General features: G+C 68.5%; 21 protein-coding genes. 15 read left to right on the forward strand and 6 right to left on the reverse strand.

The window, feature by feature from the left end; all coding sequences use genetic code 11:
• Positions 1–73: 73 nt before the first annotated feature.
• Entirely contained in the window at positions 74–1,120 is a 1,047-nt protein-coding gene (locus tag DFO45_RS19390) for a glycosyltransferase family 4 protein (protein WP_166657189.1), read from the reverse strand.
• Positions 1,121–1,254: 134 nt separating this feature from the next.
• Here DFO45_RS19390 and DFO45_RS19395 point away from each other — a divergent pair, with 134 nt between their 5' ends.
• Together DFO45_RS19395 and DFO45_RS19400 are read left to right on the forward strand one after the other, a co-directional pair.
• Positions 1,255–1,953: an orotate phosphoribosyltransferase gene (locus DFO45_RS19395; RefSeq protein ID WP_043879823.1), complete on the forward strand. Its 699-nt coding sequence runs from the start codon at positions 1,255–1,257 to the stop codon at positions 1,951–1,953.
• 10 nt (positions 1,954–1,963) lie between these two features.
• A complete protein-coding gene (locus tag DFO45_RS19400; protein WP_012173159.1) occupies positions 1,964–3,034 on the forward strand; it encodes a quinone-dependent dihydroorotate dehydrogenase in 1,071 nt (356 codons plus the stop codon).
• Here the strand turns inward: DFO45_RS19400 and mscL are convergent, their stop codons facing one another.
• Entirely contained in the window at positions 3,035–3,469 is a 435-nt protein-coding gene (mscL, locus tag DFO45_RS19405) for a large conductance mechanosensitive channel protein MscL (RefSeq protein WP_043879824.1), read from the reverse strand.
• 284 nt (positions 3,470–3,753) lie between these two features.
• Here mscL and fabA point away from each other — a divergent pair, with 284 nt between their 5' ends.
• From fabA to fabI, 3 genes are all read left to right on the forward strand, one after another.
• Complete coding sequence (fabA, locus tag DFO45_RS19410) at positions 3,754–4,281, forward strand: 3-hydroxyacyl-[acyl-carrier-protein] dehydratase FabA (RefSeq protein ID WP_043879825.1); 528 nt, start codon at positions 3,754–3,756, stop codon at positions 4,279–4,281.
• Positions 4,282–4,507: 226 nt separating this feature from the next.
• Positions 4,508–5,725: a beta-ketoacyl-ACP synthase I gene (fabB, locus tag DFO45_RS19415; protein ID WP_012173162.1), complete on the forward strand. Its 1,218-nt coding sequence runs from the start codon at positions 4,508–4,510 to the stop codon at positions 5,723–5,725.
• A 114-nt stretch (positions 5,726–5,839) separates the two neighbouring features.
• Positions 5,840–6,697: an enoyl-ACP reductase FabI gene (gene fabI, locus DFO45_RS19420; protein ID WP_133866149.1), complete on the forward strand. Its 858-nt coding sequence runs from the start codon at positions 5,840–5,842 to the stop codon at positions 6,695–6,697.
• A 67-nt stretch (positions 6,698–6,764) separates the two neighbouring features.
• Here the strand turns inward: fabI and greA are convergent, their stop codons facing one another.
• Positions 6,765–7,244: a transcription elongation factor GreA gene (greA, locus tag DFO45_RS19425; protein ID WP_133866150.1), complete on the reverse strand. Its 480-nt coding sequence runs from the start codon at positions 7,242–7,244 to the stop codon at positions 6,765–6,767.
• A gap of 196 nt (positions 7,245–7,440) precedes the next feature.
• Here greA and DFO45_RS19430 point away from each other — a divergent pair, with 196 nt between their 5' ends.
• Together DFO45_RS19430 and DFO45_RS19435 are read left to right on the forward strand one after the other, a co-directional pair.
• On the forward strand, positions 7,441–7,725 hold the full coding sequence (locus DFO45_RS19430; protein WP_133866151.1) for a type II toxin-antitoxin system RelE/ParE family toxin: 285 nt from the start codon (positions 7,441–7,443) through the stop codon (positions 7,723–7,725).
• An 11-nt stretch (positions 7,726–7,736) separates the two neighbouring features.
• Positions 7,737–8,042, forward strand: coding sequence for a HigA family addiction module antitoxin (locus tag DFO45_RS19435; protein WP_012173166.1), 306 nt, complete (start codon positions 7,737–7,739; stop codon positions 8,040–8,042).
• A gap of 10 nt (positions 8,043–8,052) precedes the next feature.
• Here the strand turns inward: DFO45_RS19435 and DFO45_RS19440 are convergent, their stop codons facing one another.
• Together DFO45_RS19440 and DFO45_RS19445 are read right to left on the reverse strand one after the other, a co-directional pair.
• Complete coding sequence (locus DFO45_RS19440; RefSeq protein ID WP_133866152.1) at positions 8,053–9,747, reverse strand: acyl-CoA dehydrogenase family protein; 1,695 nt, start codon at positions 9,745–9,747, stop codon at positions 8,053–8,055.
• Between the two features lie 110 nt (positions 9,748–9,857).
• The gene (locus DFO45_RS19445) at positions 9,858–10,973 is read right to left on the reverse strand and encodes an FUSC family protein (protein ID WP_166657190.1); all 1,116 of its coding nucleotides are present in this window, start codon (positions 10,971–10,973) and stop codon (positions 9,858–9,860) included.
• Between the two features lie 173 nt (positions 10,974–11,146).
• Here DFO45_RS19445 and DFO45_RS19450 point away from each other — a divergent pair, with 173 nt between their 5' ends.
• From DFO45_RS19450 to hemN, 3 genes are all read left to right on the forward strand, one after another.
• The gene (locus DFO45_RS19450) at positions 11,147–12,037 is read left to right on the forward strand and encodes a YihY/virulence factor BrkB family protein (protein ID WP_133866154.1); all 891 of its coding nucleotides are present in this window, start codon (positions 11,147–11,149) and stop codon (positions 12,035–12,037) included.
• On the forward strand, positions 12,037–12,513 hold the full coding sequence (locus DFO45_RS19455; RefSeq protein ID WP_133866155.1) for an MmcB family DNA repair protein: 477 nt from the start codon (positions 12,037–12,039) through the stop codon (positions 12,511–12,513). The genes DFO45_RS19450 and DFO45_RS19455 overlap by 1 nt, the downstream gene beginning before the upstream one ends.
• 63 nt (positions 12,514–12,576) lie before the next feature.
• On the forward strand, positions 12,577–13,980 hold the full coding sequence (hemN, locus tag DFO45_RS19460) for an oxygen-independent coproporphyrinogen III oxidase (RefSeq protein WP_133866156.1): 1,404 nt from the start codon (positions 12,577–12,579) through the stop codon (positions 13,978–13,980).
• A gap of 57 nt (positions 13,981–14,037) precedes the next feature.
• On the opposite strand, the gene DFO45_RS19465 is transcribed toward hemN, so the two are convergent.
• Complete coding sequence (locus DFO45_RS19465; protein WP_012173172.1) at positions 14,038–14,784, reverse strand: helix-turn-helix domain-containing protein; 747 nt, start codon at positions 14,782–14,784, stop codon at positions 14,038–14,040.
• 186 nt (positions 14,785–14,970) lie between these two features.
• Here DFO45_RS19465 and fixL point away from each other — a divergent pair, with 186 nt between their 5' ends.
• From fixL to DFO45_RS19490, 5 genes are all read left to right on the forward strand, one after another.
• A complete protein-coding gene (gene fixL / locus DFO45_RS19470; RefSeq protein WP_012173173.1) occupies positions 14,971–16,485 on the forward strand; it encodes a two-component system sensor histidine kinase FixL in 1,515 nt (504 codons plus the stop codon).
• Positions 16,478–17,113, forward strand: a complete 636-nt coding sequence (fixJ, locus tag DFO45_RS19475; RefSeq protein WP_133866157.1) for a response regulator FixJ — start codon at positions 16,478–16,480, stop codon at positions 17,111–17,113. The genes fixL and fixJ overlap by 8 nt, the downstream gene beginning before the upstream one ends.
• A gap of 105 nt (positions 17,114–17,218) precedes the next feature.
• Positions 17,219–17,638 carry a response regulator gene (locus DFO45_RS19480; protein WP_043879828.1) on the forward strand — a complete coding sequence of 140 codons (420 nt, stop codon included), beginning with the start codon at positions 17,219–17,221 and terminating at the stop codon, positions 17,636–17,638.
• A 105-nt stretch (positions 17,639–17,743) separates the two neighbouring features.
• Complete coding sequence (locus DFO45_RS19485) at positions 17,744–20,440, forward strand: bifunctional acetate--CoA ligase family protein/GNAT family N-acetyltransferase (protein ID WP_133866158.1); 2,697 nt, start codon at positions 17,744–17,746, stop codon at positions 20,438–20,440.
• A gap of 465 nt (positions 20,441–20,905) precedes the next feature.
• On the forward strand, positions 20,906–23,248 hold the full coding sequence (locus DFO45_RS19490; protein WP_158304156.1) for an EAL domain-containing protein: 2,343 nt from the start codon (positions 20,906–20,908) through the stop codon (positions 23,246–23,248).
• The last annotated feature ends 2 nt before the right edge of the window (positions 23,249–23,250 follow it).

The raw sequence follows: 23,250 nt of genomic DNA on the forward strand, positions 1-23,250 counted from the left end.
CACGAATCGACCCGGCAGGCGTCGGAGGATCGCGCCATTCTATACCGCCATCCCCGCGGCTACGAGCCCGACGCTAGGTGCCGGCGGGTGCGGAGGGCGGCACTACGCCGGCAGCCGCATAGACGGCACAGACCTTGGGCAGCAGCACGTCCACCGCATAACCCTGCCGCGCGGCCTGCCATGCAGCCTGCACGAACGCCGCCCGTGCGTCCGGGGAAAGACCGGCGAAGGCCCGCACCGCTCCAGCGGCGGCCTCGATGTCCCCGGGCGGAAACAGCCAGCCGTTCCCGCCCGGCGTGACCACGTCCGGCAGAGCCCCCACCGCGCTCGCGGCCACCGGAATGCCGGCGGCCATGGCCTCGATGGCGGCAAGCGGCAGGCCCTCGGCCCGCGAGGGCATCAGCAGCAGGCCGAGGCGCGGCCAGATGCGCGAGGGGTCGGTGACGAGGCCGTTAAAGGTCACGATCCCGCGATAACGCACCTCCAGTTCGGCCCGCATCGGCCCGTCGCCGAAGGCCTCGAAGGCAAGGCCGGTGTCGCGGCACCGTTCGGCGATGGCGCAGAAGAGGTCCGGCCCCTTTTCCGGGCTGAAGCGGCCCACGAAGCCCACCACATCCGGCCGTGCGCCCGCAGGCGGCGGCGCGGCGGGCACCGGCACGAAATTGCCGATGACCTCGGCCCCGAAGGGCAGGTTCCGGGCGATGGGGGCGCTCACCGCGATGCGGGGCGCCAGAACGGACGTCCAGGCATCGAGCGTCTGATAGAGCGAGACCGGGAACGGGCCCCGCTCTCCCGCATGGAAGGTGGACACGCACGGCGTACCGGAGAGCCGTGCCGCCAGCCGGCCGAGGATGCCCGCCTTATAGCCGTGGGTGTGCAGCAAAGCCGGCCGCTCGCGACGCAGCACGGCCAGCAGTCCGCCCAGCCCGCCCGCGAGAACCGTATGCGGCACGCCGCGCGCGTCGAGTTGCGCCAGCCAGGGATTGGGCCCGTGGTCCGCCAGCAGCACCACCTGCGCATCCCATCCGGCGCGCCGCAAGGCCGCAGCGAGCACGCCCACATGGGTCTCGATGCCGCCGATGGTGGAGGAATCCACCAGTTGCCAGACCTGATCCCCCACGCCTTGCCCCTTCCGGCGTCGATTTCGCCGCTTTCGCGCCCCGCGCAGCCCTTCTATGCCGCGCATGGGCCTTTTTCCCGCCGCCGGCTCTGTTATATGCGCGCAGCAGCAGTTTGAACGAAGGGTCGCCCGCCATGTCCACCGTCACCGCATTCACCGACAAGGCCACAGTGGCGCAGCTTACCGCCCGCATGCTGCTGGAAGTGGAAGCGGTGCGCTTCTCCTCGGGCGAGCCCTTCATCTTCACGTCCGGCTGGGCGAGCCCGGTCTATATCGACTGCCGCCGCCTCATCTCCTTCCCCCGCGTGCGCCAGACGCTGGTGGACTTCGCCATCTCCACCATCTACCGCAACATCGGCTTCGAGCAGTTCGACACGGTGGCGGGCGGCGAGACGGCGGGCATTCCCTTCTCGGCCTGGATCGCCGACCGGCTGATGCTGCCCATGCAGTATGTGCGCAAGAAGCCCAAGGGCTTCGGCCGCAACGCGCAGATCGAAGGCCATCTCGACGAAGGCTCGCGCGTGCTGCTGGTGGAAGATCTCACCACGGACGGCCGCAGCAAGGTGAACTTCGTGCACGCTTTGCGCAATGCGGGCGCCACCTGCGACCACTGCTTCGTCTTCTTCTATTACGACATCTTCAAGGAATCGAAGTCGATCCTTCAGGATGCCGGCCTTGAGCTGCACCACCTGTGCACCTGGTGGGACATCCTCGCGGCGGTGAAGACCATGAACCGCTTCGAGCCGGCGCAGGTGAACGAGATCGAGGCCTTCCTCAACGATCCCCACGGCTGGTCCAAGGCCCATGGCGGCGCCTCGCAGCTGAGCGAGTGACGCGCGGACCATGGATCTCTATCCGCTCGTCCGTCCCTTCCTGCCCCTCTTCACGCCGGAGCAGGCCCACGGCCTGTCCATCCGCGCGCTGAAGAAGGGCCTCGTGCCCGCCGACCGTTCGCCGGCCGACCCGGTGCTGCGCACCCGCGTCTGGAACATCGATTTCCCCAATCCGGTCGGGCTCGCGGCCGGCTTCGACAAGGATGCGGAGATCATCGATCCGCTGCTGTCGCTGGGCTTCGGCTTCGTGGAAGCCGGCTCCGTGACGCCGCGCCCGCAGCCGGGCAATCCCAAGCCGCGCCTGTTCCGCCTCGATGAGGACGAAGGGGTCATCAACCGCTTCGGCTTCAATTCGCAGGGCCTTGCCCCCTTCATCTACCAGCTCGGCAAGAGGAAGGCCGCCGGCCTGCCCGGCATCGTCGGCGCGAACGTGGGGAAGAACAAGGAAACCGAGGACGCGAGCGAGGACTATGTGGCGGGCGTCTCCGCCACCTGCCGGCTCGCCGATTACATCGTCTGCAACGTCTCCTCGCCCAACACGCCCGGCCTGCGGCTGCTCCAGGCGCGCACCGAGATGTCGGCCCTCATCGGCGCGGCGCTGTCTGCCCGCAACGACAGCCTTCCGGATGCCGCCACCCGCCCGCCCTTGCTGGTGAAGGTGGCGCCCGACCTCGACGACGCCGGTCTCGAAGCCGTCGCGGAGGTGACGCTCGAGCTCGGCGTCGACGGCATCATCATGGGCAACACCACCATCTCGCGCCCCGACAGCCTGCGCAGCCGCCACAAGGGCGAGACCGGCGGTCTCTCCGGCGCGCCGCTCTTTACCCTCTCCACCGAGCGGCTCGGCGCGCTCTACCGGCTGGTGCGCGGGCGCATCCCGCTCGTGGGCGCCGGCGGCATCGCCTCGGGGGCGGATGCCTATGCCAAGATCCGCGCCGGCGCGAGCCTCGTGCAACTTTATTCCGCGCTCGTCTTCCACGGCCCGGCGCTGGTGCCGCGCATCAAGGCGGACCTCGCCGCCCGCCTGAAGGCGGACGGCTTCCGCTCGGTGGCCGACGCGGTGGGCGCCGATATCCGCTGATCAGGCGGGGCCCGTCGGGGACTTGCTGGCGACGTCCTTCGCCAGCAGGTCGCGGATTTCCTCCAGCAGCACTTCGGAGCGCGGCGGTGCCGCATCCTTCTTCTCCTCGTGCTTCAGCGAGTTGATGGCCCGCACGATGAAGAACAGGATCGCTGCGATGATGATGAAGTTGATGGCGATGGTGATGAAGTTGCCATAGGCCAGCACCGCGCCCTGCTTCTTGGCATCCGCGAGATTTTCGGCGGTGACGGCCGAGGAGAGCGGCAGGAAGTAGTTCGAGAAATCGAGCCCGCCGGTGACCGAGCCGATCACCGGCATGAAGATGTCACCGACCAGCGAGGACACGATATTGCCGAAGGCGGCGCCGATGATGACGCCGACCGCAAGGTCCACCACATTGCCTCGCATCGCAAACTGCCGGAACTGCCTCAGCATCCGTCTCTCCTCCCGTTCTGCAAACCGCTGACCCACGGACAACGCCGCGCCGGCGGATTCGTGCCAACCTCAAGCTTGCAGGTGCCGCGGCAGGCGGCCAAGGGGTGCGCTGCGACACAAGGCGGCGGGGCCAAAAATCTTTCCGTCACATTCCCTCCCGTGACGCTTTCATGACTTTGAGCGCGATGGCTCCTATGATAGGGAGTGCCCGCGCTCGGAACGGGCGTGGCCCGAAAAGGCCAATAGAAACATCCCTCGTGGACAGCATGGCGACAGCAGAGAGAATGGCGGACCGGCAGACCAGTTTCGACTACGAGGAGCTCCTCGCCTGCGGACGGGGTGAACTGTTCGGTGCCGGGAATGCGCAGTTGCCCCTGCCGCCCATGCTGATGTTCGACCGCATCTCCGAGATTTCCGAGACCGGCGGCGCCCATGGCAAGGGCTTCGTGCGCGCCGAACTCGACGTCAATCCGGACCTGTGGTTCTTCCCCTGCCACTTCAAGGGCGATCCGGTCATGCCCGGCTGCCTCGGCCTCGACGCCATGTGGCAGATGGTCGGCTTCTTCCTCGGCTGGCTGGGCTCCCCCGGTCGCGGCCGGGCGCTCGGCCTCGGCGAACTCAAGTTCTCCGGCCAGGTGCTGCCCAACGTGAAGAAGGTGGTCTACGGCGTGGACCTGAAGCGCGTCATGCGCTCCAAGCTGGTGCTCGGCATTGCCGATGGCTGGCTCTCCGCTGACGGCGAGGTGATCTACCGCGCCTCCGACCTGAAGGTCGGCCTGTTCCAGCAGGAAGCGGCGCCCGCTGGCGCCTGACACGCCCACGCCACGAACATGGCTCAGGGTAAGGCGGGCGTCTTTTTAGGCCCCGTTCCCGCCTTGGGGCAGGTTGCCCTCTGGTAATGGCCGCAGGCCGGGACCATGTGCAGGCTCGCGGACCCTAGCGGCCCGCCCTATCTTGAACTTCACCGTGCCAAGGCCTGAAACTCCGCCGGGCACGGACCTGCCGGACAAGGGTCCGGCCTTTTGATTGGGAGGTGACATGCGGCGCGTCGTCGTCACCGGGATGGGCATCGTCTCGTCTATCGGGAACTCCACGCAGGAAGTGCTGGGCAGCCTGCACGAGGCCAAGAGCGGCATCACGTTCGCGGACGACTATGCGCGGCTTGGGTTCCGCTCCCAGGTCCAGGGCGCCCCGACCCTCGTGGCCGAGGACGTGGTGGACCGGCGCGCCATGCGCTTCCACGGCGGTGGCACCGCCTGGAACCACGTGGCCATGGATCAGGCGATCCGCGACGCGGGTCTTGAGCCCCACGAGATTTCCAACGACCGCACCGGCCTGATCATGGGCTCCGGCGGCTCGTCCACCAAGACCATCGTGGAAGCGGCGGACATCACCCGCACCAAGGGGCCCAAGCGCGTCGGCCCGTTCGCGGTGCCCAAGGCCATGGCCTCCACCGCCTCGGCGACGCTCTCCACCTGGTTCAAGATCAAGGGGCTGAGCTATTCCATCTCGGCCGCCTGCGCGACCACCAACATCTGCATCGGCAACGCCTATGAACAGATCGTCTATGGCAAGCAGGACCGTATGTTCGCGGGCGGCTGCGAGGATCTCGACTGGACCCTCTCGGTGCTGTTCGACGGCATGGGCGCCATGTCCTCCAATTACAACGACCGGCCGGCGGTGGCCTCGCGCGCCTATGACAAGGATCGCGACGGCTTCGTGATCTCCGGCGGCGCCGGCGTGCTGGTGCTCGAAGAGCTGGAAGTCGCCAAGGCGCGCGGCGCCCGCATCTATGCGGAAGTCGCCGGCTATGGCGTCTCCTCCGACGGCGCCGACATGGTGGCCCCCTCGGGCGAAGGCGCCGAGCGCGCCATGCGCATGGCCATCTCCGGCCTCAAGGCGCCCATCGACTACATCAATCCCCACGCCACCTCGACGCCCATCGGCGATCTCAAGGAGATCGAGGCGATCCGCGCCGTGTTCGGCGACAAGTGCCCGCCCATCTCGGCCACCAAGTCGCTCACCGGCCATTCGCAGGGCGCCACCGGCGTGCACGAGGCCATCTACTCCATCCTGATGATGCAGAACGGCTTCATCGCGAAGAGCGCCAATATCGACGAGATCGATCCGGCCTTCGCGGACATGCCCATCGTGCGCGAGCGTGTGGACAATGCAAGCCTCGGCCACGTGCTGTCCAACGGCTTCGGTTTCGGCGGCGCCAATGCCTGCCTCGTGCTGAAGCACCTCGACGCCTGACCGGCGGCCGCCGGGCCGTCAGGATTGGAAACCTCAGGTGATCGCGGGCGCCATGGCGCTTCGCGATCAGGTCTGCTATCGCCGTTCAACCATGGCAGTTAAGGACAATCGGCAATGCACGACCTGATGAAGGGCAAGCGCGGCCTGGTGATGGGCGTGGCGAACGACCACTCCATCGCATGGGGGATCGCGAAGAGCCTCGCGGGTCAGGGCGCGGAGCTTGCTTTCACCTACCAGGGCGAGGCCATGGCCAAGCGGGTGCGCCCGCTCGCCGAAAGCCTCGGCGGCAAGCTGGTGATGCCCTGCGACGTGGAAGACCTCGCGAGCGTCGACGCCCTGTTCGCGGCGCTGCGCTCCGAATGGGGTTCGCTGGATTTCGTGGTGCATGCGGTGGCCTTCTCCGACAAGTCGGAGCTCAAGGGCCGCTATGCGGACACCACGCGCGAGAACTTCTCCCGCACCATGCTCATCTCCTGCTTCTCCTTCACGGAGATCGCCAAGCGCGCGGCGGAGATCATGCCCAATGGTGGCTCGCTGGTGACGCTCACCTATGGCGGCTCCACCCGCGTGATGCCCAATTACAACGTGATGGGCGTGGCCAAGGCGGCGCTGGAAGCGAGCGTGCGCTATCTGGCGGCCGATTACGGTCCGCAGGGCATCCGCGTGAACGCCATCTCGGCGGGCCCGGTGCGGACCCTTGCCGGTGCCGGCATCGCCGACGCCCGGCTGATGTTCAACTATCAGAAGCGCCACGCCCCGCTCCGCCGCACGGTCTCGCTGGAGGAAGTGGGCGGTTCGGCCCTCTATCTGCTCTCCGAGCTGTCGGGCGGCGTGACCGGCGAAGTGCACTTCGTGGACAGCGGCTACAACATCATGTCCATGCCGCACCCGGACGTGCTGAAGACGCAGGAAGACGCGGAAGCGAAGATGGCGGCCGAGACCGCCACCGTGCCGCCGAAGGCCGCCGAGTAAGCGGTTCACCACAGCGTTTCGCGTTCAAGGCCGGGCCCGCTGCCCGGCCTTTTTCATGTCCGCCGGCTCAGGCGATCGTCTCGATCTCCACTTCCCGACCGGCGACCGTAGCGACATCGCCCACACCCTTGCCCATGAGGGCGGCGGCCAGCGGCGAGACATAGGATACCGAGCCCTGCGCCGGGTCCGCCTCATCCTCGCCCACGATGCGGAAGGTCTGGCGGCGGTCATCCTCCCGCAGCAGCGTGACGGTGACGCCGAACTGCACCGTTTCGGGCGCCTCCGGCGGCTCCACAAGCTGGGCGGTGGCGCGGCGGGCACTCCAATAGCGCAGATCCCGCGTCGCCCGCGCCATGGCGGTGCGGTCCGCCTGCACGTCGCCCTCCGTCTGCGCCGCCCCATAGGCTGCCCGCGCCTCCGCCAGCGCTGCATCAATCGCCGCCAGCCCCCGCGCCGTCACCAGATTGGGATGCAGCGAGATGGGCCGGTCCGGCAGGTCGGCGGCGGTGGCTTCAAGGTCGTTCTCACGGGTAAAGGCAACGGACATCTCGGGTCTTGGTCCTCGGGACGGCAAGTGGCGACCGACGGAGGGCGGCCAGGAAGAACGTCAGATAGTGCGCCCGATGCCCGAACGGAACAGGAGGCGGAAGGTTTTGCAGGCTTGGCCGCTTGAGGTTCGCCAAACAGGCTCGCGCTATTGATGAACGTATCACAGAATGATACGTTCATCCGCGGGGGAAAACATGATCCGGAGCTTCCGGGATCGCAGAGCCGAAGCGATCTTTGCGGGCCGCCATCCCGGCAAGGGATTTCCGGCCGATCTGGTCCGACCCGCTGCCCGCAAGCTGGCGATGCTCGACGCGGCAGCGGTGTTGGAGGATTTGCGAGCCCCGCCAGCGAACCGGCTGGAAGAGCTGAAGGGCGATCGGGCGAGCCAGCATTCCATTCGCGTGAACGACCAGTTCCGCATCTGCTTCGTCTGGGTGGACGGCGGCGTGGAACAGGTGGAGATCACGGATTACCACTGAGGACGAGCACCATGCCTGCCGATGAACAGAAACCCCTCGCGCCCGTGCATCCGGGCGAAATCCTGCGGGAAGAGTTCCTCCAGCCGCTCGGCCTGACACCCTACGCACTCGGGGGGGCACTCCGTGTGCCGCGCACGCGGATTGAGCGGCTCGTGCGCGGGGAAACCTCCCTCACGGCGGACACCGCCCTGCGTCTTGCGCGCTATTTCGGCACCACGCCGGACTTCTGGCTGCGCCTTCAGACGGCGCACGATCTGCGCGTGGAGGAACGGCGGATCGCCGCCGAACTCGAACGCATCGCGCCGCGCGCCGCCTGAACCCGCCCTCTCAGTTCCGTCCCTCCTCCAGAAGGCGGCGGGCGATGACCTGGGCCTGGATCTCGGCGGCGCCCTCGAAGATGTTGAGGATGCGGGCGTCGCACAGCAGGCGGGAGACCTGATACTCCAGCGCGAAGCCGTTGCCGCCATGGATCTGGAGCGCGTTGTCCGCCGCCGCCCAGGCGACACGGGCGCCGAGCAGCTTCGACATGCCGGCCTCAAGGTCGGTCCGGCGGCCCTCGTCCTTCGCGCGGGCGGCGAAATAGGTGATCTGGCGGGCGATGGCGATTTCCACCGCCATCATCACGATCTTGTCCGCCACGCGCGGGAAGGCGATGAGTGGCTTGCCGAACTGGATGCGCTCCTCCGCATAGCGCAGGCCCGTTTCCATGGCTGCCTGCGCGACGCCCACTGCGCGCGCCGCCGTCTGGATGCGGGCGGCCTCGAAGGTGTTCATGAGCTGCTTGAAGCCCTGCCCCTCCACCCCGCCGAGCAGCTGGCCCGCCGGCACCTCGAAGCCGTCGAAGCCGATCTCGAACTCCTTCATGCCGCGATAGCCGAGCACCTCGATCTCGCCGCCGGTCATTCCCTTAGCCGGGAAAGGATCCTCATCCGTGCCCCGCGGCTTTTCCGCCAGCAGCATGGAGAGGCCCTTGTAGCCGGGCTCGGCCGGATTGGTGCGCACCAGCAGCGTCATGAGGTCGGCGCGCACCGGATGGGTGATCCAGGTCTTGTTGCCGGAGACCTTGTAGACGTCTCCCTCCTTCACCGCGCGGGTGCGCAGGGAGGCGAGGTCCGAGCCCGTGTTGGGTTCGGTGAAGACGGCGGTGGGCAGGATTTCGCCGGAGGCGAGCTTGGGCAGATAATGCGTCTTCTGCTCATCCGTGCCGCCACCGATGATGAGCTCCGCCGCGATCTCGGAGCGGGTGCCCAGCGAGCCGACGCCGATATAGCCGCGCGACAGCTCCTCGGTGACGACGCACATGGCCTCCTTGGGCAGGCCGAGACCGCCGTATTCCTCGGGGATGGTGAGGCCGAACACGCCGAGTTCCGCGAGACGGCCGATCACCTCCAGCGGGATATAGGCGTTCTTCAGGTGCCATTCGTGGGCGTGCGGCACCACCTCCGCCTCGACGAAGCGGCGGATTTCCGAGCGCATGGCCTCCAGCGTCTCGTCAAGGCCGGCATCGCCCACGGTGAAGGCGCCGTGGGCGTTGCGGATGATCGCGGCGAGCGCGGCACGCGCCTCCGCCGTGTTGCCGTGCTGGGCGAGCGCACCCACCGCCGCATTATGGCGCAGCGCCGACACGGCATCCTCGGAGAGATAGAGATCGGCCAGGCGCACCGTCTCGCCCTGGCTCATGGCGATGCCGCCGAGGATCTGGGCGATGTATTCGCCGGCCCCGATCTGGACGATCAGCCGTTCCGCCTCACCGAACTTGCCGGACGCGCCGAGACGGTCGGCATAGTGCAGCAGCTCGCGCACGCCGAAGACGTAGGTGGCGAGCCAGGCAAGGCCGTGCACCGCCCGCTGTTCGCTCTCCAGCAGCTCGGCGGAGAGCTTTCCGCCCGTGGAAACCTTCTCCCGCACCGCCTGGGTCGCATCGGTGAGCGCACGTTCGAGGGCCGGCAGAGCGCTGCGCACCAGATCGACCACGTCGGCCCCGCTTTCGGAGGCAGAACGGAGGGCAAGGCGGCTTGGCATGTGACGGTCTCCCTGAATGTTGTGCGTTGCGGTATTTTCTCCATCCTCGCGCCAGCGCCGCCGCAGCGCAACGGGAGATTGCGCCGCTCAAGCCGTTGCACGGCACACCTTCAGGCGACGGCGCGCTCGGCCTGATCGGCCCGATAGGCGGCAAGCTGGACCCGCAGTTCCATCAGGTTTTCCTGCACGTGCACACAGCCGGCGACGGCGGTGTAGAGCCGCGTGAGGCTGGCACCGTCGCCTTTCAGGAGGCCGGACGTTCCGGCACGGTCCATCTCGGCCTGCAGGGCCGCGACGGCCGCCGACATGGCTTCGGCGCTGTCGCTGGCGCTGCCGAGGCCCACGGGATTGCCGCTGCGCAGGCTTTCGGCAATGTCGCGGCATTCGGTCGCGAGGGCGCCGAGCGCCGCCTGGAGCGTCGCGCGCACGGGCGTCACCAGCTCGGTGGGGAGCGGGGCATCGGCCACGCGCAGCAGGATGATGACCGAGTGCCAGAGCCGCCGGCAGGTGCGCACGATCGGGGCCGCGTCCGGCGGGCCAGCCAGCCAGCCGGCCCGCTCGCGCCGGGCTTCCCCCACCCGCAGGTCCGCCGCCCGCAGGCTCACCCGCGCGCCGGCATTCAGACGGTCGATCTCGGCCGGATCGAGCGTGCCGTCGAGCAGGCCCGCCCGGCCCTCCTCCAGCAGCGCGGCGCAGGCATCAATGGCGTCCGCCGCATTGGGAAAGAGCAGGAACAGCGCCCGCGCGGGGAAGACGAACAGCGCGCAGGCCACGCCCACGGCGCCGCCCAGCGCAATCTCGAACACCCGCTGGAGACCGGAGATCAGCGGCTGGGCATGGGTGGGATCGGACAGCATCACCACCACCACCGTCACCGGCGCCAGCTTGAAGCTCGGCCGGTAGGCGGCGAGCAGCGCCGTCGCCAGCGTGCCGATGGTGAGGAGCAGGACGGTCAGGTCCTGCGAGGGGCCGGCGATCATGGCGAGGCCGACGCCGATGATGCCGCCGGCAATGGTGCCGAGGCCCCGGTCGGTCGCCACCGCCACGCTCGCGCCGAGGGAGGATTGCACCACCAGAATGGCCGAGAGCACCGCCCAGTAGCCCTTCGGCAGATCGAGCCACCAGGCGATGCCATAGGCCAGCAGCGCCGCCACCGTGGCCCGGACCGCGAGGCGGATATGAGCGAGATCGATGCGCGGAAGGCGGGCGAGAAGCCGCCCTAGCATGCTCTGGGAACCGGGAGGCGCGGGCGGCGGAGGCTCAGACGGCATGGGCGGATCGCACACAGGAGTGAACCGGGGCGGCCCCGGACGGGTTGTTCCCCGTGACCGGCAGGGTGAGGCCGGGGCGCTCTTGGCTTATGATGCGCCGCAAGCGATGTCACGCGGAACAGGAAAACATGCTGCGACGGACCTATCGGGTGGTGATGGACGCGGTGTGGACCTTCCTCGCGGATGACGGCTGGGCCATCGCCAGCCACATCGCGCTGTCCATCCTCATGTCGCTCTTTCCCTTCCTCATCTTCCTCACCGCGCTCGCCGGCTTCCTCGATCTGCGGCCGCTCGCCAATGAAGCGATCCAGCTCATCCTGGAGACCTGGCCGGATGCGGTGGCGGAACCCATCGCGCGCGAGATCCACAATGTGGTCAATCAGGTCCGCGCGGACGTGCTGACGGTCGGCGTGGCGCTCGCCATCTACTTCTCCTCGAACGGCATCGAGAGCCTGCGCATCGGCCTCAACCGGGCCTATGGCATGAAGGAACACCGGGCCTGGTACCGGCTGCGGGTGAGTTCGGTGCTGTTCGTGCTGGTGGGGGCGGCGGGCATGCTGGCCCTGTCCTTCCTCGTCATCCTCGGGCCGCTGATCTGGCAGACGATGGTGAACAACGTGCCGGCCCTGAAGCCGATCAGCGGCGTCGTGACCTTCGCCCGCTTCGCCAGCACCGCGCTCATCCTCATCATCGCGCTGCTGATGGCCCACCTATGGCTGCCCGCCGGGCGGCGGCGGCTGCTGGACGTGCTGCCCGGCATCGGCGTCACGCTCACGCTGTGGCTGGTGGCGGCCACCGTGTTCGGCATCTATCTCGGCGAGTTCTCCAGCAATTACGTCACCACTTACGCGGGCCTCGCCTCTGTGATGATCGCCCTCGTCTTCCTCTATCTCACGGCCACCGCCTTCATCTTCGGCGGCGAGCTCAATGCCGCCATCCTGCGCGACCGGCGGGCCCGGCTCATCGCGCTCAAGGGCACGCTGGCGCAGGATGCCCAGCCGAGCGGCGTGCATTTGTGATGATTGACGCCCCGGTCCCGAAGCCGGACGGCCGCCAGTCGCAGACGGCCGCCGCCATCCAGCGCGGCGTGCTGCGCTTCCTCGCCGCGCACGGGCAGGCCGGGCTGCCGGAAGTCTCGCTGGCCTCCGGGCGCCGGGCGGATGTGCTGGCGCTCGATCCCAAGGGCGCGCTCTCCATCATCGAGATCAAGTCGTCGGTGACCGACTTCCGCACCGATGCCAAATGGCCCGAATACCGGCCCTTCTGCGACCGCCTGCTGTTTGCGGTGGGGGTGGACTTCCCGCTCGAACTCCTGCCGGACGACGTGGGCATTCTCGTCGCCGACGCCTTCGGAGCGGAACTGATCCGTGCGGCTCCGGAGCATCCGCTCGCCGCCGCCACCCGCAAGGCGCTGACCCTGCGCTTTGCCCGGGCCGCCGCCGGACGATTGGCCGGTCTCTATGATCCGGAGCTGCGACCCGCGCAGGAGTGGTAGCGCCAGAACAAGCGCTTGCGCTGCATCAAGGTACAACCGGGCGGGCCGGCGCATGAAGACTGCATGACCGCCCTTCGCCGCGCCCCAGCGCCCCGCCCGCTTTCGCCGCAGGATCTCGTGGCCCGCTACGGCCGCCCCGTGCCGCGCTACACCAGCTATCCCACGGCGCCGCATTTCACGCCCGAGGTCGATGGCGGCGTCTATGAGCGCTGGCTGGGCGAACTCGATCCGGCGAGCCGCGGCTCGATCTATCTGCACGTGCCCTTCTGCGCCGAGCTGTGCCTCTATTGCGGCTGCACCACCTCCGTCGCCCGCCGCTATACGCCGGTCGCCGCTTATGCGGAACGGCTGCGGGGCGAGATCGCGCGGGTGGCCGAGCGTATTCCCGGCCGGCTCGCCGTCACGCACCTGCACTGGGGCGGCGGCACGCCCACGCTGCTCGCCGGCGGCGACATGATCGCCCTCATGGAGAGCGTGCGCCGGCACTTCGACGTGAAGCCCCATGCGGAACTCGCCATCGAGGTGGATCCGCGCGTGCTGAGCACCGACATGGTGGAGGCGCTGGCCGCCAGCGGCATCACGCGGGCGAGCCTCGGCGTGCAGGATTTCGATCCCGCCGTGCAGGCCGCCATCGGCCGCATGCAGTCGTTCGAGGAAACCGCCCGCGCCGCCGACGCGCTGCGCCGGGCCGGCATCGGCTCGCTCAATCTCGACCTCATCTATGGCCTGCCGCACCAGACCTTGGAGTCCGTGCTGCGCACGGTGCGCACGGCCCTCAGCCTCGATCCCGACCGGATCGCGGTGTTCGGCTATGCCCATGTGCCGTGGATGAAGAAGCATCAGGCGCTGATCCCGGACCAGAGCCTGCCCGGCCCCGACGCCCGGCTCGCCCAGGCGGAGGCCATCGCCGACCTGCTGACCGCGGAAGGCTATGTGGCCATCGGCCTCGACCATTTCGCCAAGCCCACCGATGCCATGGCGCGGCAGGCGGCCGACGGCACGCTGAAGCGCAACTTCCAGGGCTATACGACCGATGACGCGCCGGTGCTGCTCGGCTTCGGCGCCTCGGCCATCGGCATGCTCCCGCAGGGCTATGTGCAGAACATCGCGCAGACGCCCGGCTGGCACGCCGCGCTGGAGGCGGGCGGGCTCCCCATCGCCCGCGGCATCGCCCTGACGCCGGAAGACCGGCTGCGGCGGGATGTGATCGAGCGGCTGATGTGCGACAGCGCCGTGGATCTTGCGGCGGTTCTGCGCGCCCACGGCTTCGCCGCCGATTTCTTCGCGCCGGAACTCGCCCGTCTCGCAGACTTCGAGGCCGATGGCCTGATGGAGCGGACCGGCACCCGCCTCGCCATCCCGGCGCAGATGCGCGCCTTCACCCGCACGGTGGCTGCTGTCTTCGACGCGAAGCTCCCCGCACAAGAAAACGCCGCCGGGCCCAAGAGGCACTCGGCGGCGGTGTGAGGTGGGGAGGAAATGAAACCGGAAACGCGGACCAAAGTTATGGGGAAAAACGTCGCCTCAGGAGTCGAGGCGACGGAGCGCAGAGCGGTCGCGCAGGAGGACGCGGCGGGAGGACGGCAGCGAGATCGTGCCCTGTTCCTCGAGATAGGTGAGCGTGCGCGACACGGTCTCGATGGTCAGGCCGAGGAAGTCCGCAATGTCCTGGCGGGACATGGCGAGCGTGACTTCGGTGACATGCGAGGCATTGGTGGTGCCGGAGCGGCGGGCGAGATCGAGCAGGAAGGAGCCGACACGCTCCTGCGCCGTCTTGCGGCCGAGCAGGAGGAGATGCTCCTGGGCGCGCTGGAGTTCGGCAAAGCTCAGCGCCCAGAGCGCGCAAGCCAGTTCCGGATCGCTGCCGGCGCGGGCGAAGAGGACGGAGCGCTTCACGCGCACCAGACGGCACTCGCTCACCGCCTCGGCGGAGAAGCGGTAACGCTCGCCGGTCTCCCAGCCGAAGGCATCGCCCGGAAGGCAGAAGGCCTCGATCTGGCGGCGGCCGTCGCCCATCAGCTTGCAGATGCGCACGACGCCGGAGACGACGACATAGACGTTCTCGGCAACCTGATCGTCGCCGAAAATCTCGCTGTTGCGGGCGAACACCGCCGGAGTGCCGAGAGCCGCAACGACTTGCGCCGGACGGGCGCTTTCATCGGCGGCTACGCCACGGGCCATCTCGCTCCACCGGTTGGAGGGCATGGGATGTGCATAGGCCTGAGCAGGCACGGGAGCGATATGGGCGATGACGCTGGCGGCGATCGACATCGGTCTCATCTCCGAATTTCGTTGATGAAGGGATAGCCCGTTGACCGCCCTGCAAAAATTCGGATTCACTCCTTAGGGCCCAGCCCTTAAGTAGTATTGCGTAGGTGATTTTACGGAGCCTAGGCTGCCGATCAGCCGGTCAACAGCCGTTTCACACCCCGCCCATTCGACGAGACGAGCCCCCAGATGACCGACACGCCAACGCAGGCGCTGCCTCCGAAAGCTCCCCAGGCGGGGCCGACGGTTCCGGGCACCGTGCGCCGTGCCGTACCCGGCAGCGCCGCCGCCGCGCTGGTGATTGCCGCGAGCCATTTTGCGGCGTTGTCCGCGTTCGACCCCCGCATCCTGCTGGTGCTGCTGGTCATCGTGGTGCTGGCCAGCAGCGGCGGCCTCTTCGCCGGGCTGGCGGCGACGGCGGTGTCCGCCCTCGGCCTCGCGCTGCGCGGCCTGCTCTCGGGCGATACCGTCGTTGCGGACTGGCAGAGCCTCGGCCTTCTCACCATCGCCGGCGCGGGCATCGCCGTTCTCGGCGAACGCCTGCGGCGGACGCGGCTCGACGCGGTGGCGCGCGATCGCGCGCTGCTCGCCCGCGAGGCGCATCTCTCCTCGATCCTCGACACGGTGCCGGATGCGATGATCGTCATCGACGAGCGCGGCATCATGCAGTCCTTCTCCATCACGGCGGAACGGCTGTTCGGCTATTCGCCCTCCGAGGTGATCGGCCGCAACGTCTCCATGCTGATGCCCAATCCGCACCGGGACCAGCACGACCTCTATCTCTCGCGCTATCTCACCACCGGCGAGCGCCGCATCATCGGCATCGGCCGCGTGGTGACGGGGGAGCGCAAGGACGGCGCCACCTTCCCCATGGAGCTGGCGGTGGGCGAGATGCACTCGGTCTCCGGCCGCTTCTTCACCGGCTTCATCCGCGACCTCACCGAGCGCCAGAACACCGAGGCGCGCCTCCAGGAACTCCAGGCCGAGCTCGTCCACATCTCCCGCCTCACGGCGCTGGGCGAGATGGCCTCGACGCTGGCCCATGAACTGAACCAGCCGCTGTCTGCCATCGCCAATTATATCAAGGGCTCGCGGCGCCTCCTCGATGACGGCGACCCCAAGCGCATCCCCATGTTGCAGGGGGCACTGGACAAGGCGGCGGAACAGGCGTTGCGTGCGGGCCAGATCATCCGCCGGCTCCGGGACTTCGTGTCGCGCGGGGAGACGGAACGGCGGGTGGAGAGCCTGTCGAAGCTCATCGAGGAGGCGAGCGCCCTCGCCCTCGTGGGCGCGAAGGAGCACGGGATCCAGGTGCGGTATCAGATCGATACCTCCTGCGACCTCGTGCTTGCCGACAAGGTGCAGGTGCAACAGGTATTGCTCAATCTGATGCGCAACGCCCTCGAAGCCATGATGGACGCCTCCCGCCGGCAGCTCCTCGTGCAGACCACCCCGGCGGAGGACGACATGGTGACGGTGTCGGTCTGCGACACCGGCCATGGCATATCGGACGAGATGCGGGCACAACTGTTCACACCGTTTGTCACCACGAAGGCACAAGGCATGGGCGTCGGCCTGTCCATCTCGCGCACCATCATCGAAGCCCATGGCGGGCGCATCTGGGCGGAACCGAATGCCGGCGGCGGGACCATCTTCCGCTTCACGCTGCGCACCGTCGACGAGGAGGCCATGAACGATGCCTGAGTCGCTGCCGGTCCACGTGATCGACGATGACGACGCCGTCCGCGAGTCGCTCGCCTTTCTGCTGGAAAGCTCCGGCCTCGCCGTCACCCAGCACACCTCCGCTGCCGCCTTCCTCGATGCCGGCGTGCCGCTCGACCGCGGCTGCATCGTCACCGACGTGCGCATGCCCGGCATCAGCGGCCTCGAACTGCTGAAGGAGTTGAACGCCCGCGGCGCCCATATGGCGGTCATCGTCATGACGGGCCATGGCGACGTGCCGCTCGCGGTCGAAGCGATGAAGCTCGGCGCCGCCGACTTCCTGGAGAAGCCGTTCGACGATGCCGCCATCATCGCCGCCGTGCGCGCGAGCCTCGGCCGCTCCGCCGAGCAGGGGCGGCAGGAGGATGCGCGCAGCGAGGTGGGCAAGCGCATCGCCGGCCTCTCCCAGCGCGAGCGTCAGGTTCTGGAGTGCCTCGTCAACGGCCTTGCCAACAAGACCATCGCCTACGACCTCGGCATCAGCCCGCGCACGGTGGAGGTCTATCGCGCCAACGTGATGACCAAGATGAAGGCCGCGAGCCTGCCGGAACTGGTGCGGATGGCGCTTCTGGCCGGCGTTGCGCCCACCGACGGTGCCACGCCGACTTGACCGCATTGCGTGCTCTTGATCTATCTCAAGGCTGGCGTGCCCTTCCGCCGCGATGGTGAAGGGGTCCGGGCTTCCGCTTAGAGAGGAGGCCCGCGCGAGGCCCACATGCTCTTGATTGGCGAAGACAAGGCCGCCGACGCCCCCGCCTCCCCGGTGGTGGTCGTGGTGGATGACGACCCTGCTGTCCGCGGGTCGTTGAAGTTCGCCCTTGAGCTGGAAGGGTTCGACGTCCGCATCTTCGCCACCGCCGCCGAGATGCTGGATCAGGATATCGAGACCCTGCCGGGCAGCGGCTGCCTCATCGTCGATTACAACCTGCCGGGCCTCAACGGCCTCGACCTGCTGCGCGAACTGAAGCAGCGGCAGGTGACCTGGCCGGCCATCCTCATCACCACCCATCCCACCGAGCAGGTGCGCCGCCGCGCCACCTCCGCCGGCGTTGCCATCGTGGAGAAGCCCCTCTTCTCCAACGCCCTGAGCGATGCCGTGCGCGAGACCTTCCGCCGTCCCTTCCCGCATCAGTAAGGGCGGGCACCGCCCGCGCGCCCACGCCGCACATCCCCCGTCTTAAGATCGTCCGCCGCATCGGTCATCCTGCGGACGCTCCCGTTCGCCCGACCGGAGGACGCCATGACGACGCGCAATCTCGACGCCCTCTTCCACCCCGGCGCCATCGCTCTCGTGGGGGCGAGCAGCCGGCCCGGCACCATCGGCGCGGTCACGGCGCGCAACCTCTTCGAGGCCGGGTTCGACGGCCCCATCCTCAGCGTCAATCCGAAGGAACGGGCGATCCGCTCCGCGCTCAACTACCACTCTGTGGGCGACCTGCCGATCCAGGTCGACCTCGCGGTGCTGACAGGGCCGCCTGAAACCCTGCCGCAGACCATCGCCGACCTTGGCGCCAAGGGCTGCCGCGCCGCCGTCCTCCTCGCCTCCGGGCCCGGCAGTGCCGATGCCGCCCTGCGCCAGCGGATGCTGGACGCCGCCCGGCCGAACCTCATGCGCCTGCTGGGCCCGAGCTGTCTCGGCTTCATCTCCACCGGACCGCGCATCAATGCGAGCTACGCCCATCTGATGCCGCGCAAGGGGGATGTCGCCTTCCTCAGCCAGTCGGCAGCGCTCGCCACCGCCGTGCTCGACTGGGCCGAGGGACGGGGCGTCGGCTTCTCCCACGTGGCTTCGCTCGGCGACAAGGCGGACATCGACTTCGGCGACCTGCTCGACCATCTCGCCATGGATTCCGCCACGCGGGCCATCGTGCTCTACGTGGAGAGCATCACCGACGCGCGCAAATTCATGTCCGCCGGGCGCATCGCCGCCCGCGCCAAGCCGGTCATCGTCATCAAGGCGGGCCGCAGCGTCGCCGGCGCGCAGGCCGCCGTCTCGCACACCGGCCGACTTGCGGGCGCCGATGCGGTCTATGACGCCGCCTTCCGCCGCGCCGGCATGCTGCGGGTCTACGATCTGCGCGAACTGTTCGAGGCGGTGACCACGCTCGCCTCCGGCATCCGGCTGAACGGCGAGCGCCTCGCCATCCTCACCAACAGCGGCGGCGCCGGCGTGCTGGCCACCGACGCTCTGGAACAGACGCCCGGCCGGCTGGCGGAACTGGCGCCGGAGACCTTTGCCAAGCTCGACCGCGTGCTGCCGAACGGCTGGTCACGCACCAATCCGGTGGCGCTGGCCGCCGATGCCCCGCCCAAGCGCTATGCGGACGGCGTGACGGCGCTGCTGGAAGATCCCGGCTCGGATGCCGTTCTTGTCCTCAACTGCCCGACCGCCCTCACCGACAGCGCCGAGGCCGCCGATGCGGTGGTGGAGGCGCTCGCGCAGCGGCCGCGCGCCCCCGTGCTCACCTGCTGGCTCGGCAATCAGGCCGCGGCAAATGCCCGCCGCCACCTCGCCGCCCGCCGCCTGCCCACCTACGACACGCCCGATGAGGCGGTGCGCGCCTTCGGCCATCTCGTCTCCTACCAGCGCAACCAGACCATGCTGATGGAGACCCCGCCGGCCCGCAGCTTCGACGAGCCGGACCGCGACAAGGCCAAGCAGGTGGTGGATGCGGTGATCGGAGCCGGCCGCAGCGTGCTGACCGAGGTGGAGGCCAAGGCGGTGCTGGCCGCCTACGACATTCCGGTGGTGGAGACCCGCACGGCCGCGTCTCCGGCGGAGGCCGCCGATCTGGCCGCTGCCTTCGGCGGGCCGGTGGCGCTGAAGATCCTCTCCGACGACATCATCCACAAGTCCGAGGCGGGGGGCGTGCGGCTCGACCTGCGCACCCCCGCCCAGGTGGAGGAAGCCGCCGAGCTGATGCTGGCCGCAGTGCGCGAGCGCATGCCGCAGGCGCGGCTTGAAGGCTTCACGGTGCAGCGGATGGTGCGCCGGCAGCGGGCGGTGGAACTCATCGCCGGCATCGCCAATGACGAGACCTTCGGCCCCGTGGTGCTGTTCGGCGAAGGCGGGACGGCGGTGGAGGTGATCGCCGACCGGGCGGTGGCGCTGCCGCCGCTCAACGGCCGCCTCGCCCGCGAGATGATGGAGCGCACACGCATCTACCGCCGCCTCGTCGGTTATCGCGACCGGCCAGCCGCCGATCTCGATGCGGTGGCCACCACGCTGGTGAAGATCTCCGAACTGATGGGCGACCTGCCGCAGATCGGCGAACTCGACATCAACCCGCTGCTGGTGGACGAGAACGGCGTCATCGCGCTCGACGCCCGCATCGTGGTGCATCCCTCTGCCAGCCGGGGCACCGAGCGCTTCGCCATCAAGCCCTTCCCGACCATCCTCAGCCGTCACATCATGCTCTCGGACGGTCAGGAGGTGTTGCTGCGCCCCATCCGCCCGGAGGACGAGCCGGCGCTGGGGGACATGGTGCGCCGCTCGGACCCCCGCGACGTACGCATGCGCTTCCTAGGCTCGCTGAAGGACTTCCCGCACCTGATGGCCGCCCGCCTCTCGCAGATCGACTACGACCGGGAGATGGCGCTGGTGACCGTGGCGGAGACGGGCGAGATCCTCGGCGTCGTGCGCATCATCGCCGATCCCGACAATGAGGCGGCCGAATACGCCATCATGGTGCGCTCGGACATGAAGGGCCGGGGCCTCGGCTACCGGCTGATGAACGAGATCCTCGACTATGCGCAGGAGCGCGGCCTCGCCCGCATCTTCGGCGACGTGCTGCGCGAGAACCTGCCCATGCTCCATCTCGCACAGGATCTCGGCTTCAAGGTCCGGCCCGGCGGCGATGACCCGACCGTGGTGCGCGTGGACCTGAACCTCGCCGACCGCATCCACACCGTCACCTCCGCAGGGGACGCGAGCTAGCCGGGCGCGGCTCCTGCACCGGGGAGTTTGCGCCGTTGCGATTCATCGTTTTTTAAGGTTAACGACATCGCAAACAATGGACCCGTAACGGTTCCAGAGGGGGCAGCTTCGCCCAAGCCCTCGGTGCCACTCTACCTCGGCGCGCAAATGTAGCGCGCGAGTGGCACATTCGACAGGCACAACCCAGCGTATTCTGGCAGTAATGGCCGTCGCGCCGTTAGAATGCGGACTTGGCGCGAAGGTTCGGAAGCGTTTATGTTGCGTTCGTGGATAAAGTCGCGTGACGCCGCGGGCACGCATGTCTTTGCGCGCTGGACGCTGTCTGCCATCGCGATACTGGTAACAGCCACCTATTGCGTTTCCGCTGCGCTGTTGTTCCACGTTGCCCGCCAAGAAGACATCCGCTCCGAACGGCGCACCGAACTTCAGCTGCGCGCGAATATCGCCGTCGAGGAAGAGCAACTCATGCGCGCTCTCGCCTCGCTGCTTGCGAACGGAATATTATACCACAATCTGCACCCGACCCTGAATCTGGAATGGGCCTATGAGCGAGGCGTGCTCGGCCCCCGCCTGCATCATCTGCTGGGCATGGACTGGGTCTATGTGATCTCGGCACAGAATTCGGTGGTCTATGAACTGCGGCAGGGGCGGCTGCAGGATCCGGACGACGGCAGCCATCTGCCCACAGGCCTCGATGCCCTGCTCGCGGACGCCCGCCGCACCGGCGTGCACGGCCTCTTCTGGATCGGCGGACGGCCGGCGCTGGTCGGCGCGCAGCCGATCACACCGCCCCCGAATGCCGCCGACCCGACACCGGCCGGCCCTACCAGCATCCTGGTCTTCGGCCGTCTCCTCGAGAACGAGGTCCTGAGCCGCATCGCCCGCCGCACCGATCTGCCGGACCTTCGCCTCGGCGCCGGCGGCGGCGCCAAGCTCGAACTGGCGAGCCGGGCTGGCGATCCCGTCGTGCTGAGCTGGACGAGCCCCGCCCCGGGCGCCACGGTGACGCGCGCGGTCATGCCGTGGCTGCTCGCCTGCGGCGGCACGCTGGTGCTCTTCACCTGGCTCATCCTGGCCCGCGCCTCCGCCAGCGCGCGGCAGATGGAAGCCGCCTCCCGCGTGATGCAGGAAAGCCGCGCCGCCCTCCAGCTCAGCGAAGCCCGGTTCCGCGACGTCGCCGAGGCCGCCACCGACTGGATCTGGGAAACCGACGCGGCGCTACGCATCACCTATCTGTCCGAGCGGTATGAGGCGCTCACCGGCCGCTCAGGCGCCGAGTTGATGGGGCAGCCGCTGGACACGGTCCTGCACAGCATCGAGGGTCCCCTGGAAAGTTGGACGGCCCGCGCCGCGGAACGGCGGGTGACGCCGCTCTCCTGCCGCTACCTCGCTTCTGACGGCACGCTGCGCCTGTGCCGGGTGGCGGCGAAGGCGGTGCGTGACGCGGACGGCCATCTCATCGGCTTCCGCGGCACCGCCAGCGACATCACCGCCGAGGTGGAGGCCCATCGCAAGATGGAGCACCTCGCCCTCTACGACCCGCTGACCAGCCTGCCCAACCGCACGCTGTTCATGGAATTCCTCTCCGGCGCCCTGAGCAGCATCGGCGACAGCCAGCGCCTCGTGGCGGCCCTGCGCATCGGCCTCGCGAACACCCGGCAGATCACGGAGAGCTATGGCCTCGCCGCCGGCGACGCGGTGCTGGCCGAATGCGCGCTGCGGCTCAAGCAGGTCATTACCGACAGCGACCTTGTGGCCCGGCTCGGGGCCGAGGACTTCGCCCTGGTCGCCACCGCACCGGGCAATGTCCTCGCGGTGAAGGACCTGTGCGCCCGCGTGCAGGCGGCCCTCAATGCCCCGATCCGCCTGCCGGAAGGCGACCTGATCGACCTCTCCTGCGCCATCGGCGTGGCCCTCGCCCCCAACGACTGCATGGAGGGCGAACTGCTGCTGCGCAGTGCAGAATTCGCCCTCCAGCATGCACAGGGGGAGGAGCCACCCGGCATCGCCTTCTTCTCCGCCGACATGACCGAGCAGGTGCAGGCCAAGCGCACGCTGGAACACGACCTGCGCCGCACCGTGGGCAGCGAGGACTTCGTCGTCCTCTATCAGCCCCGCTTCAGCGCCGCCACGCAGGAGCCGGTGGCCGTGGAGGCGCTGGTGCGCTGGCTGCACCCCGGCTTCGGCCTGCTGTCGCCGGACCGCTTCATTCCGCTCGCGGAAGCCTCCGGCCTCATCGTGCCGCTGGGCGAATGGGTGCTGCGCCGGGCCTGCGCCACCATCGCCAAATGGCCCGATCTCGTGGTCTCGGTGAATGTCTCGCCGGTGCAGTTCCGGCAGGGGGAGCAGTTGCTCGAAACGGTGCGGGCCGCCCTCAAGGACAGCGGCCTGCCGCCGGAGCGGCTGGAGTTGGAAATCACCGAGAACGTGCTGCTGGAGAATACCGAGAAGGCGCTGGACGTGCTGGTCGGCATCAAGACCCTTGGCGTACGCCTCGCCATGGACGATTTCGGGACTGGCTATTCGTCCCTGAACTATCTGCGCAATTTCCCCTTCGACCGCATCAAGATCGACCGCCGCTTCGTGGGCGACCTCGAGCAGAGCCGCGATGCACAGGGGATCGTGGAAGCCATCATCGGGCTCGGCCGGGCGCTTAACCTTCAGGTCACCGCCGAGGGCGTGGAGACCGCCGGCCAGTTCGCCTGGCTGCGCAAGGCCGGCTGCGAGGAACTGCAGGGCTTCCACTTCGCCCGCCCCATGTCGGAAGCGGACCTCATTGCCCTCAAGCCGAGGACGCGGGCCGGCTGACG

The organism is Azorhizobium sp. AG788 (assembly GCF_004364705.1).
Classification (GTDB): Bacteria; Pseudomonadota; Alphaproteobacteria; order Rhizobiales; family Xanthobacteraceae; genus Azorhizobium; species Azorhizobium caulinodans.